Origin of the sequence: Moorena sp. SIO3H5, assembly GCF_010692395.1 — a bacterium.
Classification (GTDB): Bacteria; Cyanobacteriota; Cyanobacteriia; order Cyanobacteriales; family Coleofasciculaceae; genus Moorena.
On sequence record NZ_JAAHHS010000161.1, the window covers coordinates 1 to 15,908 of the forward strand.

The window sequence follows — 15,908 nt, forward strand, 5'->3', positions numbered from 1 at the left end:
GTGATTTGCGCGGTCTTGGGGGTTTCCCCCATGAGCGACTGCATCAAGACAAGGCTCAACTGTCTTACGGTAACTTCTAACCATGAGCAACTGCCGTGGTTTCCCCCATGAGCGACTGCATCAAGACAGTCATTGCTCATTTTCGGGCGCGTTCGGGCAGCGTGACCATTCCCGTAGCGTGGCCCATTCCCGTAGCGTGGCCTTTTGGCCAAGGCCAAGGGCAATCCCATACTCTCAATAACTATAGTCTCACTCAATAACTATAGTCTGACTAACTAATCTGGTATCCTGGTCTTGCTCAGGGCATCATGATCCTGTTGAGTTTTGACTAGAGTTTCTAGATGAGGCAGATTCGCGGTGGGAGTATCGGCTAATGCTTCAGCAGTACTTTGATTCCCTTGTTGATCCCGTTCCAAGATTCTCAACCAATCCAAAAATTCACTGGTACCTGGTATTTTTTGCCAATTTCTCAATTCCCGCAGTTCCCAAAATTTTTGGATAGCTGCTTCGGATAGGGGGCTAATCTCAGTTTTAAAATGACTCTGGATAATCTGTTTTAGGGTAGCATTTTCTGGGAATTCAACGTAGTAAAATAAACAACGACGTAGGAAGGGTTTTGGCAATTCTTTTTCACTATTACTGGTGATAATAATTAACGGTAAAAAATATATTCGTTCTTCTTTGGTTTTACCTTTGAAAGCATCAAAACGAACATTTATTACTTCTTTAACTTGGAATTGTAATCGCTCCAGTTCTAAGAGCAAGTCATTAGGAAAATCCCGATCCGCTTTATCAATTTCATCAATGAGCACTACCGAAGGAATGTCATTTTGTGATTGCTGAATTGCCTCGCCCAAATCCCCTAAGGTAACATAATTTTTGCGGTACAAAGGTTGGCTGGGATTACCTGCAGTTTGACGTTCCTGAATGTCATACAACCGACTTATGGCATCATAATCATAAAGTAAGTCCTGGGCTCGACTGGTAGAGCGGATGTAGCAGCTGTAGAGGGGATAACCCAGTTCATAGGCAACCGCATAAGCTAATCGCGTTTTCCCGCAGCCTGGGTCACCTTCTAATAATAAAGGACGACGCAGGTAGAGAGCAGTATTAACTGCATCTGCCAAAGCCTTAGAAGCAATGTAAGGTTCTGGCTCTTGCCATGCACCAGGAAGCGGTTTGTAGCGACACTTACCGTCACCTGTGTACTTTCTTCTCCCTAAGTCATCCATAGCACCTTATACGAATTCACTAAAATAATTCTAGAAATAAGATAACAGGAATAAAAAGAAATAACTTGATCAATAATATGTTCGCGATCGCCTAAGGATTACAGTACTATACTTGTCGCTTAATCAGGTAATTGACATCTCCCCCGGCTAAAGCACGGGGGATTCTTAAAGGATGTTACGCGGTAGGGTGAACCCGTACCGCTTAACCCTTATATCGATATGATTTAGACAAGTGACTGAATAAATCGTATCGGTGCGGGAGTGTCAATGCTCCCCTAGCCACCTTAGCCAGGTCGAAGGGCTGTGTGGTTACTTTTCTGAGGATGTTACCAGCGCCGTTACAATCGGCGTTGATTAACATTCCTGAAGCAGTCTGATAAAGTCCGCGCCTAACTCTTTTGCCAGATGGTCTCCATCCTTTCGGCAAAGCCGACGCTACGCGAAGGGGTTTTGCACCTAATTTCGGTAAGGAGTCGTCATCCAAGAAAGACGCTTTACTAGTGTATGACTCTTCTGTGATTATGAGCTTTATTCCATATTCGAGACAAAGTTGCTTAAGCCTTTCTATTAGTCGTTTCGTGGGAATAACTACAAACTTTTGATTACCTTTTATCCCCATATTGGAACGGCTCTTTTGGCCTTCGTTCCAACCTATTACTATGTTTCCTATTCCGTCGTTTAAGCAGCGATTAATAATAAATCGGGCAGCTTTGTTAACTGCGTCCCTCATTTGATTGTTTCGCTTCAACTGGATTCTGTCTAGGGTTGAATTCCAGTATCTTTCTGGTTTTCCAGTTTTATGTTTCGCTACTAATCGGGAATACCCTTGATTCATAGCCTTGAGCTTCTTTCCATCTACAATGAAGCTCTTCCCTAAGGTCGAAACGCAGGTCAGCCAATTATCTCCACCATGATCTATACCCAAGGCTTGGGAGTAATTGAGATCTGGATTAGTAGCTAGTGGCTGCTTCCCATCCTCTATGATCCAGTCGAGCCACAGCTGTCCATAACAGGGGCGAACTGCGACCTGTTTAACCCAATCCGGATCTATAAAGTCCGGAGGATCTAAGGTTATTTGAGTTAGCAGTTCTGGCTTACTTTCTTTGCTAACTGAAGGATAAAACAAACCCTCCTTATAAGTGAGCGCCTGCCTAGGGAAAGTAACAGAAGCTAATCCACCGGATTTTCTGTAACGAGGAAATCTAGGTTTGTCAACTTCTCCTTTGTAATATAATCCAACTAACTGGTTATAGCTTGCGATCGCCTCTCCTACAGTTTTAAGAGTCTGCTGAGCAGATTGGGCGGCCATAGCTTTGTAGTGAGGCGACATTTTTAAAGCTTTATCTATCTCAGGGTATTTAACCCCACACTTGTAGGTCTTCCAACCTGCCTTTAGTTCGTCTTCTCGCCAATAAGTTGTATAAGCCTGCTGCTCTTCTAGCCATTTATAGTGTTTCTGTTTTGCGTAATAAATAGCGCAGTTAAATAAGCTATTAGCTTGCTGGCATTGAAATTCCCAAAACGCTTTTTCTTCATCTGAAAAAACAGCTTTTACTGGTATCGTCTTATACATTGATAACTTCGACCTCTTTTGTTACCATATATCTAGTCTATACGTAGGGTCTAAATATGTCAATTCAAAACCAGAAAAAGTCAAAGAAAAAGATGAGGGGAGTTCCTGTTTATTACGATGAACTCAAAAAACCACACACTATAATGTTCACTGACAGTGTGTGGAAGTGGTTACAACTTTCCGCCAAGGACTCGAACACCAGTGTTGGTGAATTTATAGAACGCTGGGCTAGAAGTCAAATAGAGGACACGACGCCGATATTTCCAGTCTCTGTTTTTCATCCCGGAGACGAAACCTGTTGATTAAGGCAGCCTTAATCATAAAGTTTTAACCCTGGGACGAGTAACCGATCAACCATAAAGGCTGCCCCAGCGAGGGATTGCTCGCTGGGGTAACTTCTGACCCCGGCTAAAAGCGCGGGGGTTCTCAAATTTCAGGAAGTTTTGATAGCACGTAAGGATTCAGCATTCAGCCTTGGCCAAAGGCCAACGGCTGATAGCTTACAATAGCACTAGGTAAGTCGTTAGTGTAAAACTGGCTCACTACTGACCGTGACCCGATTATTTAAGCGATCGCATTCCATCACTCCATACCTTACCCATCTTCTGATATTCCCGGCGAGTTCCCTGTAACAAATGTTCCATCATCACTGCACTACCTGCTTCAGCCGCTAGAAAAGCTGCGGCTAGGGCAATATTCTTGATATTCCCTCCACTCAATTTGAACTGCCGTGCCAAAAAATCAAAATCTACATCTGCTGACAAGGGGATTTCTTCAGTCCAAATTCCCTCCCAAATGCGCCGACGACTAGCTTCATCTGGTGAGGGAAAGTGTACTGTAAAGGCTAACCTACGCACAAATGCCTCGTCTAAATTTTGGCGCAAATTTGTTGTCAAAATTGATATCCCCTCATATTCCTCCATCTTCTGCAACAGATACCCAACTTCAATATTGGCGTAGCGGTCATGAGCATCTCGAACTTCAGACCGCTTGCCAAACAGAGCATCTGCTTCATCAAACAGGAGGATAGCGTTAGCTGTTTCCGCAGCCATAAAAATGCGGTTCAGATTTTTCTCAGTCTCGCCAATGTACTTACTGACAACTTGGGATAAATCAATTTTGTATAGCTCAAGCTGTAGTTCATTAGCAATCACTTCCGCCGCCATGGTCTTACCTGTGCCTGGTGGACCTGAAAATAGTACATTTAATCCTTTACCAATGGATAGCTTGCGGTGAAAGCCCCATTTCTCATAGACAATATGACGATACTTGGCTTGATTACAAATTTCTTTGAGCTGAGCAAGTTGATCGGGGGGTAAGATAATGTCTTGCCAACTATACTTAGGGTTAAGTTTCCGGGCTAATTCAGTTAAATTGCTACCAGATTGGTCACGAGCCGCTGCTAATAAGTCATTTAAGGTTGGCTTTATTGTACTGTTTAATGGCAATTCCTCAAATTCGGCAGCAGCACGCCACAAAGCCTGATTACAAGCAGTTGTCAATGCTCCTACTATTTGAGCTGAACTCAAGGTAAAACGATTGGCGAGGGTATCCAAGTCGCGATCGCTAAGTACAATTCCTTTAGTTTCTAAACTAGCTTGCCAGTAAACGCGCCGTTGATAAAAATCCGGGGTAGCAAAAGGTACAGTAATCACACCCTGGAGATTGGTAAACTTTGGTAGCAACGACTGTATTCCAGATAAGATTACCACACTTTTTGACTTAGTTAGTCTGTCAAGTACCCTTTTATATAACAGATGCTGCTCTTTGGTCTGTAGTGCATCTAAACTTTCCAGACTTTCTAGATAGAGGATAGCATCGTGAAAACAGGCTTCACGAAATAACAATTTTAGCAGTTGGTCAAACTCTTCCTTAATTGCTAGTTGAGCTAAATCCGCAATCAATAATGGCTTGTTCACTTGAGCGGCAAGGGCGATCGCTCCACGGCGTTTTTCAGTAGAATGTAAACCAGAGAAATACAGATGTAGAGACTGGCTGGTATTTTGAGCGTGTTTGACTAGCTTAGGAAGTATGTGTTTAATGTCATCCCTAATCGGTAAGTTGTCCTCAACCGCAGGAGTATCTATCAATTGACACCAAGATTCTAAACCCGGTTCAAGACTCTTTTGTTTTAACAGAGAATGGATAACCTGATCATCTAGCTTGAGATAATAGGATAATATTGGTGGTTTAACCTGATGAGGGTCAGGAATTAAGTGAAGTAAGCCATGTTTGATTAAGGGTGCGTCAGGAGCAAAATGAACTCGTTGTAAGAGCTTGGCTTCAGCAGAAGGACATAGTAAATTTAAGGCTAAATCAATACTAGGTCGCCTGCGAGTGACATCATCCTGGAGATAGGCATACAGACCCTCGTAAGCTAAATCAATTTCTGGAGCGAGGGCAATCAACATCACGTCTAAATCAAATTCAGACAAACCGAAAGTCTGTTTCAGCCAGTTTAATGGTGTATTGTTAGTCTGATCGGACTCAGTTTTTTCTGAATCTACTGCAAACAAAGGTATCCCTGGTTCACGATCTAGGAGTTGTTTGACTTGATCGCGATCAATACGAAGACCTCGATAAGGGTCAGTAGCTGCTTGAGAACCGTACACAGCTTGTGCTTTTATTACTGCTTGCTCTAGTAATTTATCTAGCCTTTGTAATGCTGAGATTAGATCGTCGAACATGGGGTATACCATTTTCATTTCAATCGGTATCGGGAATTGAGCCAAGTTTTCGCCTCGTTACGGCTAACTTCACAAGATGGGAGGGTGTTGGGGAAGTTGGTAATCTATGAGGAAGAAACGCGATTAGCCCTTTGGGCTACGCTACGCGAACGCTTTGGATTAGACCAAAGGGTTTGGGAAAAGTTAGTATTGATGGTTAATTCATTTTCTCGCGCAGCTCTCGAACGACTTCCAGACTCAATCCTGTTGTTGCGGCGATCGCTTCGTCATCTAGTACAGTGAGTAATTTTTCAGCAATAATCCGTTGTTCTTCTTTTTTACCTTCCAGACGACCTTCTTTTTTACCTTCCAGACGACCTTCTTGACGACCTTCTTGAAGACCTTGCTCCCTACCTTCTTCCCGACCAAGAGCAACTGCTCCCTGCTGATCGTAGATAAACATTTCTCGACGTTCCAAATCTTCAAGTTCAGTGGGAGTTAAGTTGGCTTGATTGGCAATTTCAAAGGCTCGTTGTAATTCAGGAATATTGTCCATATTTTCGGGGATGGAGGCAAGCGATCGCGCAGATTTAATAAAGTAAATCCATTTATCAGTAATTGTTTCGAGTTGTGGGAGTTCTTTGGTAAATTTTGGTAACTCAACGAACACTAGTTCGATATCGTTTTCGGGATAGACAGAGCCATCAGATACTTCTCGATAAACGAAGCGAGAGGTAAAATCATGGCGATTGGCGAACATTTCAAAATCGGTCAGGGTGAGAGCTATGACTGGTTTGAGCATGCGGTAGCCCTCTCCCTTTTGTAGTTGAAAGGCGTAGGTTTTAGCAGCGTTGAACAATACTCTTTTACCAAAGGATTGCACATTTAAAACTTGCATTTCGATGATGACTAGGGTGCCATCCTTCAGTTTAGCTTTAACATCAAGGTAAGTATCTTTTAAGCCCTCAACTTTCGGCGGTAAGTTGGGATTTATGATTTCTAAGTCTTCAATGGTAGGGTTACCGTCATAAATCAAGGCATTGAGAAAACTAATCAGAATGTCTTTGCTTTCGGCGGAACCAAAGATTTTTTTGAAGGCGTAGTCAGTTTTGGGATTGATAAATCTCATGGTTTTAGCTGTTATCGAGTTGGTCAATGTCTTCGTAAAGTAAGTTAATGGGAAATGCTAGCTCAATGCTGGTAAGTTCAACTTGACAATCCTCTGGGCGATCAGGACTAGTAGCATAATGGTACAGTTCCCATCTCTGGTTTTCGTTTAATCGATAGCATTCTACGCTCATTTTATCCGGGTCAATCAAAACATATTCTTGTAATGTTTCAATGTGGCGATAGTGTCTAAATTTTTGGCCACGGTCAAATGCTTCTGTGCTGCTAGAGAGCACTTCTACAATGAGACAGGGATAACGAATATAATCCCGGGCAGTGCGGTCTCTGTGATCACAGGTAACGGATACGTCTGGATAGTGAAAAGGACCTTGTTCTGTAATTCCAACTTTGGCATCCCTGCTCAAGGTTTTAGATTGTTTACTCCGCAGGTGGGGTTTGATTAAAGCGACTAGATTTACAGCAACTTGGTTATGGGGGATGGTGCCCCCAGTCATGGCATAGATCTGACCGTCAATATAGCCGTAGCGGGCAAGTTGCTCTGCTTCCCAAGCTAAATACTCTTGGGGGGACATTTGGGGAGTGCCAAGTTGAGCAATCATGAAATTTGTATCAAAAATAGGCTTATTTTTAATATATAACATTTATCAATACTTTATGAATAATATTGCTAATACTTAATACTGTTTACCGTTTATAGATATGCTGTTTTGTTTTCATATAAATCCTATGTTTATCTCTCAAATAAAAATGCTATATACTCAATCTGACGGAAGAGAGATCACTATAAATAGTATGCAAAAAAAATGTTACAAAAAGTTTCAAAATATGTTATAATTAAAGGCTATTTATATGTTAAAATAAAACCATGGACGTTAAAGGTTCCATGTTAAGAGCCAGCCTGATGATTTTCCAGACTCGAAGGCTGGCTCTAGTACCCCTATAAAAGGATATAGTTTGATTATGTCTTATTCTGAACGCCTTCATCCGTGGGTGATAGTCCGCCTATTGCCTAAAGCGATGCAGCGCGGTCTTGGGGAGGCAGTGCGGTCTTGGGGGTTCCCCCCATGAGCAACTGCCGTGGTTTCCCCCATGAGCGACTGCATCAAGACATGCAACGAGTAGTTGTTGCTCGGTTCCGCAAACGCTCGGATGCGGAAGGTCATTTAAAGGCCCTGAAACGGCTTATGCCTGATGCTCAATTTGTGATTATCTTTGTTCGCGTAGCGTGACCTTTGGTCAATTTAGGAAATCATCCTATGGGTAAAGAATCTTAGCGCTGCACCCAAGGGAGTAGGAAGTAAGGAGTAGCGATGCATTGCTTTTTTCCTACTTCCTGCAGAGGTTTTCACCACTTATAGCAAAGTAGCTTTCCCGTTGATTATCTATCAAGTTACCCTATGTGTTCCAGAAGAAACCGCACAGGCTTTAAATCTAACACCACACTAGGAGAAGAATTATGTTTAAGTGCTGCGATGAAACTTTATGAATTAGGTAAACTTTCCTCTGGTGCTGCTGCTCAACTAGCTGGTATTGAGCGAGTAGTTTTTTTATCTAAGTTGAGGGACTATGGTATCAACACTTTCAGATTAACAGAAGCAGAATTAACAGAGGATTTAGAAAATGCCTAATGTGATTGCTGATACCTCACCAATTCAATATCTCTATCAAACAAATTTACTAGATTTACTCCCACAACTTTATGGATCGGTTATTGTACCTCAAGCTGTGGCGAATGAATTAGCTGCTGGAATTGTAGCTCCAATTTTAGACAAATTAGATGCTCTGGGATTTCGTCTTGATTACTCCACACGAATGGCTGTTTTGAAACTTGCTGGTGAATTATCTGGGTAAGTCTATTTATAGCGTTTCTAGGACTCATGAAGTACACAGCATTGTTTGACTATTGACTCTTCCCTCTTCCCTGTTCCTTGCTCCCTGCTCCCTGCTCCCTGCATAAAAAGCTACAATATAAAAAACTACAATGAATAAATTCCATAGCAATCGCTCTGTATGAGTAGACTACTGGCAATCGAGAAAACGATTTCAAGCTTTCAAGTATTACATGAGCGCTTGGGGTTATCTCGCGCCACTGATGAATCGTTTTTTTCAGAATGGCAGGTATCCTCTATTGAGATATTAGATGATGATAAATCTTTTCTGGACCGTCTCCGGCAGCGATATTATTATTACTACAATGCTGGTCTCTTAACTGAAGGAACGGTGCTTTTATCTATTGTTGCACCACTACTGGAGAGGTTGGAATTTCATGAGCCTCCGTTTTTTGTACAATCTGAGGTTCCTATCAGTCTGGAGGTGGAAGAACATAATGAAGTTTATCGAGGTCGGATAGATGTATTGGTGATTCGCGGTCTTGTTTGGATACTGACTGTAGAAGCTAAACGATCTAAGTTTGCGGCGGATATTGCTTTACCACAGTGTTTAGCCTATATGAGTGCTGCACCACGACAACCAAGCTTTGGCATGGTAACAAATGGCAGCGATTTTATCTTCTGCAAGTTGAAGGATAAAGTATACGATTTTTCTGATGCGTTTTCATTATTGTCTCGGCAAAATAAGCTCTACGAGGTTGCGACTATTCTCAAGAAGTTAAAAACCAACAAATTTTCCGACAACTAGAGATTGCTCTCTCGGTTGCTTAGCGTTGCACTTTGTTTGGTGAGGGATAGGGAAGTTGTGGGAATGGTTAAGGGATTGGAGGAGTTGTTTAAGGTTAACTCTTTCTCTAAAGGTAAGTTTTAAAGATTATGATTACTCATAACAATTTACAATTCATAAAGTCAGATCAGGTTTTGGTTTCAATGAAAGCATCTGTTGCTTGATTTGGTATAAATGATATAATATATGTACGTAAATCTGTACATAAACTGATGTTTGATTACGAGATTACATCTCCAACGGATGCTAGAAATAACTTATTTAAGTTGTTGGATATAGTTGCACAAAATAATCAGGTATATATCATCAATCGTCGTGATGGTGAGAATGTTGCTTTGATTACAGAATCGGATTTGAGGAGTTTAGTAGAGACGGTTTATCTCTTAAGAAACCCTACTAATGCCATTCGCCTGCTGGATGCAATTGAGGAGTCTAAGACTGGAAAAATAAAACCTCAAACCATTGAAGAACTTTACTCTGAGTTGGGAATTGAGCAAGAAGAAGAAGAAAAAGGCTGAATCCGATCAAGTAAAGCCAGTTGTGGTTAATCGCAGTCCTGGTTTTAGTTCTAGGTTTAAGGAAGATTTGGCTTGGTGGTTCAAGCACGATTTTAAAGTGGCGTCGAAAATTTTGGATTTGGTTACTGCTGTAATGAACAATCCATTTGAGGGCATTGGTAAACCAGAACCATTAAAGTATATGGATGCAAATATTTGGTCACGGCGCATTGATTTGGAACATCGGCTGGTTTATCGGGTGGGAAGTAGTCAGATTGATTTTCTGGCTTGTCGGTATCATTATGAGTAGTGGTTTTGTTGGGTTTTATTTTTTAAGCCAATTTACTCTAATTCACTGCAAAGTCAGTATATTGACGTACAGCAGGTTCTTGAAATGCTAGTACAATATCAGTCTTTGGTACTCCCAATTTGACGAGTTCGTTAGCAAAACCAATTTCAGTTCCATCATGATGTATCCAAATTTTGGCATTTTTGATGCTGAAATGTAGAACACAACCATACATGGGTTGGCGATTCTTCCAGCCAGTATAGACAACTTGGTAATGGTCGTGGTCTGAGTCAAATATTAAGGCAGCTTCAACATCTTCATCAGATGGACTTTTACTGGCATAATCACTCAGAAGTTGTTTAATGTATTGGCGATACTGGATTATTTTTTCCATTCTAAAATCACCTCTTTAAAAAAGCCAAATTTTAATTGTGCCAAAGTTTATCGAAAACCACCAAAAGCAAAACCTAACATCAATTTCCTTAACTGAAAATTTTTCATTAAGCTATCCGACGAGAATCACTTTATCTTTTAGTTCGTAACATTTCGTGATATGTTTCAAAGTCTCTGGCAGTAAAAAGCTGACTAAGTTGATTTAACGTATTGTTTAGTTCGTTGAAGAGGCTCTCATACTTCGGTTGAGTCATGTCTACATCGCAAAAAAGGTACTGCCAGTTACTTACACCCAACAATCCTAGTAAGGCATCTAAATAACCTCCATAATCAAGGTTCATCTTCCAGTACTCACCCCGATCATAGAAATAAATATCTGGAAAGGCAGGTGGAGATACACCTGGTGTCAAGTGAAAAGCTGCAAGTTTAAAATCGCCGGAGTCAGGATGGTCATCAAAAACACGAAAATATTTTAGGAACTCAATTTCTTGTTGGGTCATCCCTTCATTCCAGAGTTCAGGATCTTGGGTTGAAATTACTGTATCGTAGATGGGCCTTAGGTGAAATTCACCTCCCCCGCAAACTTCTCTATTAATGTAATAGACAAATCGCAAATGTGTATAAAGAGATACATCAATAAACTTTTCATAACCTTGAGAAATATCAAAACCAAATCTTGTTTTCAGCTTATTTACTGAAAATTTAGCCAAGCCATCCTCATATTTTGTAACAATTTCTTCTGTAATAATTTCAAAAGCCGTATGTTGCCTCAGCTCATCCATTAAACTTCTAAAATCTCTTAAATAATCTCGTGTCATTTCTCTACTTTAATTTTAATTTTCCCGCTCTAATAGCTCCCAAGACTTTCTCCAGGCGGTTATCAAAGTCTTTAACTCCAAATTTGAATTGTCTGTTGCCTTGATGGTTTGTTACATACTTATCCTCCATTTTTGATTGAACTAATGCTTCTGTAGTTCCTAAAGATTCACCATTTTCTTTCCTAACATTTAATAGAAGCAAAACAAAACCACGATCTACATCAGTAACTCTAGTTATATCGCCTGCCGTCACGTCTGGATCATTTAGATTGGGAGTAACAGGAGTCAATTCTGGTTTCTCTGGGCTTTGTGAAAATGACTTTACTAATGGCCCACGTTTGAGTTGACCACCAGTACTTTCATAAAATCCCCATTCTGCTTTCAAATATTTGGGGAAAGGACTAGCTTTACCAGAATAATAGTTAATAAGGAAACGATACCAAATAGGCTTGTTATCTTTGATGTTACCCTCCACTGCAGCCTTGATAGCAGGTTGCTCTACTGCACTTGAAAATCGAGTATTGTGAGATCCCCGCGCGGGAGTTAAGTTAGAATCAACTGCATTACCACCCAATTTATGTGGCAACAAGTGCATCCGAACCCATTGGGCTTGGTGAGTAAGTTTTGACTCTTGAAGTTGAGACCATCCATCGAGGTTCCCTACATGCTTACCTGACTCCGTCCCGGTTGTAATTTTGTGCTTTTCACCCCTAACAATATAATCAGCAGTGAAGCTAGATGCTTTTTTATTGTCAGCCATCACTGGAAGCTTAGGTGGGGGATAGTCTTCGACAGTTGCTCCAAATAACTTCTTAAGATGTTGATTACTTAATTCCGATAAAGCTCGTTCAAGCTCTTGTACAAGCTGCTTATTGGCGTTAATGTCTTTTGCTTTCTTCTCTGCTGAGAGTTTAGATCCACCTGAACCTCCTTGATAAACCTTGTCAATTTCTCTCAGTCTAATTTCCAGAGGGCGGACTTTTTTATCGTAATATTCCTTGGCAACTTCTACATCACTTTTTGTGAAACTTGTCTGCCCTTCTGCTTCTTTTAGCTTCTCATCAAAGAACTTGTCGAGCATCTTAGGATCAAAACTGGCTACATAGAGTTTCGCATTCGCTAAGCTACCCTTGTAATATAGTTCATGAGAGTGCCCAGTCTTATCCTTAAAGCTTTTCTTTTTAGTCCACCATTTAATGAGGTTGAGTACAGTTTCCTTTACTTTATTTGCTCCTTTTTTGGCTTTCCCCAACAACCCCCTCGCCTTCAACAACACCTTATCAATCGCCTGATCAATCCGCTCGCGAATCTTACCAATAATATTCTCAACCTTCTTCGCCAAACCACCAATACCCAACAAGGAAGCCAAGAACCCTATTACCACTGGTACAGCTTTCGCTAAAGCATTCTCTACCAACTTGGCTGCACCACCAACTGCACCAGATGCGATCGCACTCACGGCATCTACCACAGCATTTACCAATTCCAGCACCTGACTACCGCGATTGACAAAGAACATGATGATGTCATAGATTGCCATGGCGGCTTTGACAAAGGCTGATGCGGGATTCAACAAGCTCAGAACCCACTTCACCCCGGCGCTGATCACCTCGGTAACTACCATGCTCTTGATTTGTTCGATGACTGTTTGTTTCAGGTCGTTGAACTGTTCCTTAACATGTTCCCACAGTCCCATGGGTCCGCGATCGCGTAATACCTGGAATATTTCGACGCTTTTCTCCATGCCAGCTACTACTGGTTCCCCAAAGAGTTTGACTGATTTACCACGAATGTAGGTAAATGTCAATCCCAACACTTGAGTTACTAAGCTGAATATTCCCGGTAAGCTAAAGATGTCATCGGGTAGTTGAATACCCATCGGTCCCAGGCTTCCAGTTAACCAGCCAATTAAACCGGCTTGTAGATGTTGCCCAATATTAGCGACAAAATTCTCAAAGCCTTGTTTAATACCACTAATTAAATTTCCTAGGAAGCCGATGGGGTCTTTAATAATGTTACCAATCAAACTAGCCGCTTTACTCAAGACACTAAGCAACAGGTCTTTGAGTTTATTAATGGTATCGATGACTCCAGTTATGGCATTGGCTGCTTTATCAACTAAACCTTGGTTAGCAGCCTTCATCTCATCGATGCGGGCATCAACGGCTTGCAGCTTTTCGTTATATTTCTGCGCCAGAGTATTAATTAGCTGATCTTGTTTGCTGTCAACGTTTTGTTCTAACTCGTTGAATTGACTTTGAATATCCGTAGCGGCTTGTTGACCTACAGTTTTCAGGTTTTCGGGTAATTGAGCTACATATTCCTTAATTTCCTGCCTACCCTTGGCGATTTCTGCTTTAGCATCGGTTAAGGCAGTGCCAATAATGTTGACAATTTTATCGAGGACAACATCCATTTTTTCCAGGTAAAGTTGTCGTCCCTGTTGATAAAAAGCATTAACCTCTGAGGGTAAACCTAGTAATTTATCCTTACCCCAAAGATACCAACCAAAATCGCCACTATAGCGTTTTGCTTTGTAAGCCCTCATTTTTTTATCAACGTAATTCTCGAAGGCTTTGGTGGCTTGATTGGCACCAGCGTCAAATTCTTGATTAACCTTACCATCTAAGCCCTTGATAGTGTCCTCAACCTTAGTTTTAGTTTGGTTGTAAATCTTTTGAATATCCCCAGCAACCTTAGCTCGTTCTTGCTCATCCTTACCCTTAGCTTTAATTTGCTGATTGGTAACCTGAGCTAATAACTGAGCGCGGGAGCCATGCATTCCTTGCAGTTGTTTTCCTGCTGTGGTTGCAGCTTCCCCTTGGGCTTGGGCTAACTGGTCTTGTTCAAACTGACGATAGCCTTGGGGTGCTTGGCTGGCATTAGTTTGAGCCTCTTGTTTCGCTGCTAAAGCAGTTTGGAATTGGGGTTCATTGGATTTAGCTAACTGTTCCGTGGTCACATCAGCCTCAGCCATCTGTTGGTCAAGTTTTTGGCTACTTTCTTGTAGGGGTGCCTTCACTTCACCTTGTCCCTTGGCTTTAGGAATCGCTTTATCAGCACCAATATTTTTGGTTACTGCTCCGGCTTGATTGGCAGGTAGGGGAGTTACTGATTTGGGTTTAATACTGCTGGTATCGGGTGCTTGTTTCGCCTTCTGTTCTAAGGGTGCTTGAGATGCAGTTTGCTCTTGCTTAACGGTATCTTGCATCTGGCTCTTGACAGAAGCCAGTTTGTTACTCTCCTTAAACTGATCCGCTTCTTCAAGAGTTTCCGGAGCTGCTGACTTGATGCGCTCCATTAATTTAGCCTTGAAAGCAGCAGCATTAAAACCAGGAGTGGGAGCTTGTGCCATCTCACCCACTTGATTGGCCTGGGCTTTGCTTTCTATTTCCTTGTCTGGACTTACTGCTGCAGCTTGGGCTTCTTTCGCTTTTGTACTAGCTGGGGCGTGTTGTTTTTGCTTATTGGCAACTCCCTTAGCTTTAGCAACCACTGCTTGAAAATCTGGATCTGACTCTGGGGAAGCAGGAGTAGTTTCTTGGGGTGTTGCTTCAGCAGGTGTTGCGGTGGTTTCTTGATTTACCTCAGCTTTAATCCCTTGATTAGCTGCTTCTGGAGCCATTGCCTCCTGGTTTTTCTCTGGAGAAACTCTAGAACTAACCGATGTTGCATTTGTTTCCAGCTTTGGCGCTGTTTCAGCCTTAGGAGCAGCAGTTTCTTCAGGTGCAACTACCTCTGTGTTAACTGTATTTTCCCCCTCGACTTCTGGTTTTATATCAGTATCCTTGACAAGGGTGTGAGATTCTGGATTGACCCCATTCCCCTGTTGATCAATTACCTTCGCCTCAATTCCCCCGGTCTGCTGGATTGTATGGGTCAACTCATGGGCCGTCAAACTATTTTTACCAGGAGACTTCCCCGCACCATAGAAAATATCCCTACCATGGGTAAAGGCTTGGGCTCCCAACTCCTTATTCATCTGTACCGCAGTAGAGTCTGTATGCACCCGCACCCCACTAAAGTCAGCCCCAAATCTGGGTTCCATGAAAGCACGGGTAGAGTCTGGCAGAGGTTGACCCGTACCCCGTCGGGATTGGATTTTGGTTTCTAAATTAGGGGATACTGCTGGGGTTTGACCAGGATTTGCTTTGGTTTGTATTTCCTCTTCGTCGGATTGTAATTGTAGGGCTATGGGCTTAGTTTGTATTTCTTCTTCCTCAGTTTGATTTTGGACTGGTGGTGCTGGCATGCGCATTACTTGGGCTGCAACACTGTCTGCTTCCTTTTCGTACACATCATCTGGTTCCCCCACTTGCATTTTTGTCTGGATGAGACGATTTACGGCTTGGTTACCGATGGTGCTTTGTAGTTTCAGGAGGGGGTGAACCGGACTATGGGTAGCCAATGGGGTTGGCTTGGCTTGAACAGTTTTTCCCTTTGGGGTGGTTTGGTTGTTTTTGGTTTGGCTTGCCCGTTGATATCCCATGTGGTTCACCTTTTCCTTTTAGTTAATTAGTGAGGATACTTACAGCATCTTTGTCAAGACTTTGAGCTTGGTTTTCCCCTGCCATATTAGTTTTTGCTAGCAATTATTCGATTACCTGAATAGCACCACTGATACGCAAGAGTGTAT

Annotated in this window: 16 protein-coding genes; 7 read left to right on the forward strand and 9 right to left on the reverse strand. The window is 42.0% G+C overall.

Features of this window, described 5'->3' with window-relative positions; genetic code table 11:
• The 3 genes from F6K52_RS18165 to F6K52_RS18175 form a co-directional block, all read right to left on the reverse strand.
• A partial coding sequence (locus F6K52_RS18165; RefSeq protein ID WP_293080406.1) for a hypothetical protein occupies nucleotides 1–230 on the reverse strand: 230 nt, incomplete at its 3' end.
• Nucleotides 231–275: 45 nt separating this feature from the next.
• Nucleotides 276–1,232: a MoxR family ATPase gene (locus tag F6K52_RS18170; protein WP_293080409.1), complete on the reverse strand. Its 957-nt coding sequence runs from the start codon at nucleotides 1,230–1,232 to the stop codon at nucleotides 276–278.
• A gap of 202 nt (nucleotides 1,233–1,434) precedes the next feature.
• On the reverse strand, nucleotides 1,435–2,805 hold the full coding sequence (locus F6K52_RS18175; protein WP_293080412.1) for a transposase: 1,371 nt from the start codon (nucleotides 2,803–2,805) through the stop codon (nucleotides 1,435–1,437).
• 143 nt (nucleotides 2,806–2,948) lie between these two features.
• Here F6K52_RS18175 and F6K52_RS18180 point away from each other — a divergent pair, with 143 nt between their 5' ends.
• On the forward strand, nucleotides 2,949–3,107 hold the full coding sequence (locus F6K52_RS18180) for a hypothetical protein (protein ID WP_293080415.1): 159 nt from the start codon (nucleotides 2,949–2,951) through the stop codon (nucleotides 3,105–3,107).
• Between the two features lie 258 nt (nucleotides 3,108–3,365).
• Here F6K52_RS18180 and F6K52_RS18185 read toward each other — a convergent pair whose 3' ends face one another.
• The 3 genes from F6K52_RS18185 to F6K52_RS18195 all read right to left on the reverse strand — a co-directional run bounded on the left by F6K52_RS18185 (nucleotide 3,366) and on the right by F6K52_RS18195 (nucleotide 7,198).
• Nucleotides 3,366–5,492 carry an ATP-binding protein gene (locus F6K52_RS18185; protein WP_293080418.1) on the reverse strand — a complete coding sequence of 709 codons (2,127 nt, stop codon included), beginning with the start codon at nucleotides 5,490–5,492 and terminating at the stop codon, nucleotides 3,366–3,368.
• A gap of 196 nt (nucleotides 5,493–5,688) precedes the next feature.
• Complete coding sequence (locus F6K52_RS18190) at nucleotides 5,689–6,600, reverse strand: Rpn family recombination-promoting nuclease/putative transposase (RefSeq protein ID WP_293080421.1); 912 nt, start codon at nucleotides 6,598–6,600, stop codon at nucleotides 5,689–5,691.
• 4 nt (nucleotides 6,601–6,604) lie between these two features.
• Nucleotides 6,605–7,198, reverse strand: a complete 594-nt coding sequence (locus tag F6K52_RS18195) for a Uma2 family endonuclease (RefSeq protein WP_293080423.1) — start codon at nucleotides 7,196–7,198, stop codon at nucleotides 6,605–6,607.
• Between the two features lie 465 nt (nucleotides 7,199–7,663).
• On the opposite strand from F6K52_RS18195, the gene F6K52_RS18200 reads away from it, so the two are divergent.
• The 6 genes from F6K52_RS18200 to F6K52_RS18225 all read left to right on the forward strand — a co-directional run bounded on the left by F6K52_RS18200 (nucleotide 7,664) and on the right by F6K52_RS18225 (nucleotide 10,082).
• The gene (locus tag F6K52_RS18200; protein ID WP_293080426.1) at nucleotides 7,664–7,828 is read left to right on the forward strand and encodes a hypothetical protein; all 165 of its coding nucleotides are present in this window, start codon (nucleotides 7,664–7,666) and stop codon (nucleotides 7,826–7,828) included.
• Between the two features lie 168 nt (nucleotides 7,829–7,996).
• A complete protein-coding gene (locus F6K52_RS18205; RefSeq protein WP_293080429.1) occupies nucleotides 7,997–8,227 on the forward strand; it encodes a UPF0175 family protein in 231 nt (76 codons plus the stop codon).
• Nucleotides 8,220–8,450 carry a hypothetical protein gene (locus tag F6K52_RS18210; protein ID WP_293080432.1) on the forward strand — a complete coding sequence of 77 codons (231 nt, stop codon included), beginning with the start codon at nucleotides 8,220–8,222 and terminating at the stop codon, nucleotides 8,448–8,450. Before F6K52_RS18205 ends, F6K52_RS18210 begins: the two co-directional genes overlap by 8 nt.
• Before the next feature lie 159 nt (nucleotides 8,451–8,609).
• Complete coding sequence (locus tag F6K52_RS18215; protein ID WP_293080435.1) at nucleotides 8,610–9,236, forward strand: type I restriction enzyme HsdR N-terminal domain-containing protein; 627 nt, start codon at nucleotides 8,610–8,612, stop codon at nucleotides 9,234–9,236.
• Between the two features lie 251 nt (nucleotides 9,237–9,487).
• Nucleotides 9,488–9,793: a type II toxin-antitoxin system prevent-host-death family antitoxin gene (locus tag F6K52_RS18220; protein ID WP_293080438.1), complete on the forward strand. Its 306-nt coding sequence runs from the start codon at nucleotides 9,488–9,490 to the stop codon at nucleotides 9,791–9,793.
• Entirely contained in the window at nucleotides 9,738–10,082 is a 345-nt protein-coding gene (locus F6K52_RS18225) for a Txe/YoeB family addiction module toxin (protein WP_293080440.1), read from the forward strand. The genes F6K52_RS18220 and F6K52_RS18225 overlap by 56 nt, the downstream gene beginning before the upstream one ends.
• Nucleotides 10,083–10,119: 37 nt before the next feature.
• On the opposite strand, the gene F6K52_RS18230 is transcribed toward F6K52_RS18225, so the two are convergent.
• From F6K52_RS18230 to F6K52_RS18240, 3 genes are all read right to left on the reverse strand, one after another.
• Nucleotides 10,120–10,455 carry a XisI protein gene (locus F6K52_RS18230; protein ID WP_293080443.1) on the reverse strand — a complete coding sequence of 112 codons (336 nt, stop codon included), beginning with the start codon at nucleotides 10,453–10,455 and terminating at the stop codon, nucleotides 10,120–10,122.
• Nucleotides 10,456–10,585: 130 nt separating this feature from the next.
• Complete coding sequence (locus tag F6K52_RS18235) at nucleotides 10,586–11,272, reverse strand: hypothetical protein (RefSeq protein ID WP_293080447.1); 687 nt, start codon at nucleotides 11,270–11,272, stop codon at nucleotides 10,586–10,588.
• Nucleotides 11,273–11,276: 4 nt separating this feature from the next.
• The gene (locus F6K52_RS18240; protein WP_293080450.1) at nucleotides 11,277–15,761 is read right to left on the reverse strand and encodes a DUF4157 domain-containing protein; all 4,485 of its coding nucleotides are present in this window, start codon (nucleotides 15,759–15,761) and stop codon (nucleotides 11,277–11,279) included.
• Nucleotides 15,762–15,908: the final 147 nt, after the last annotated feature.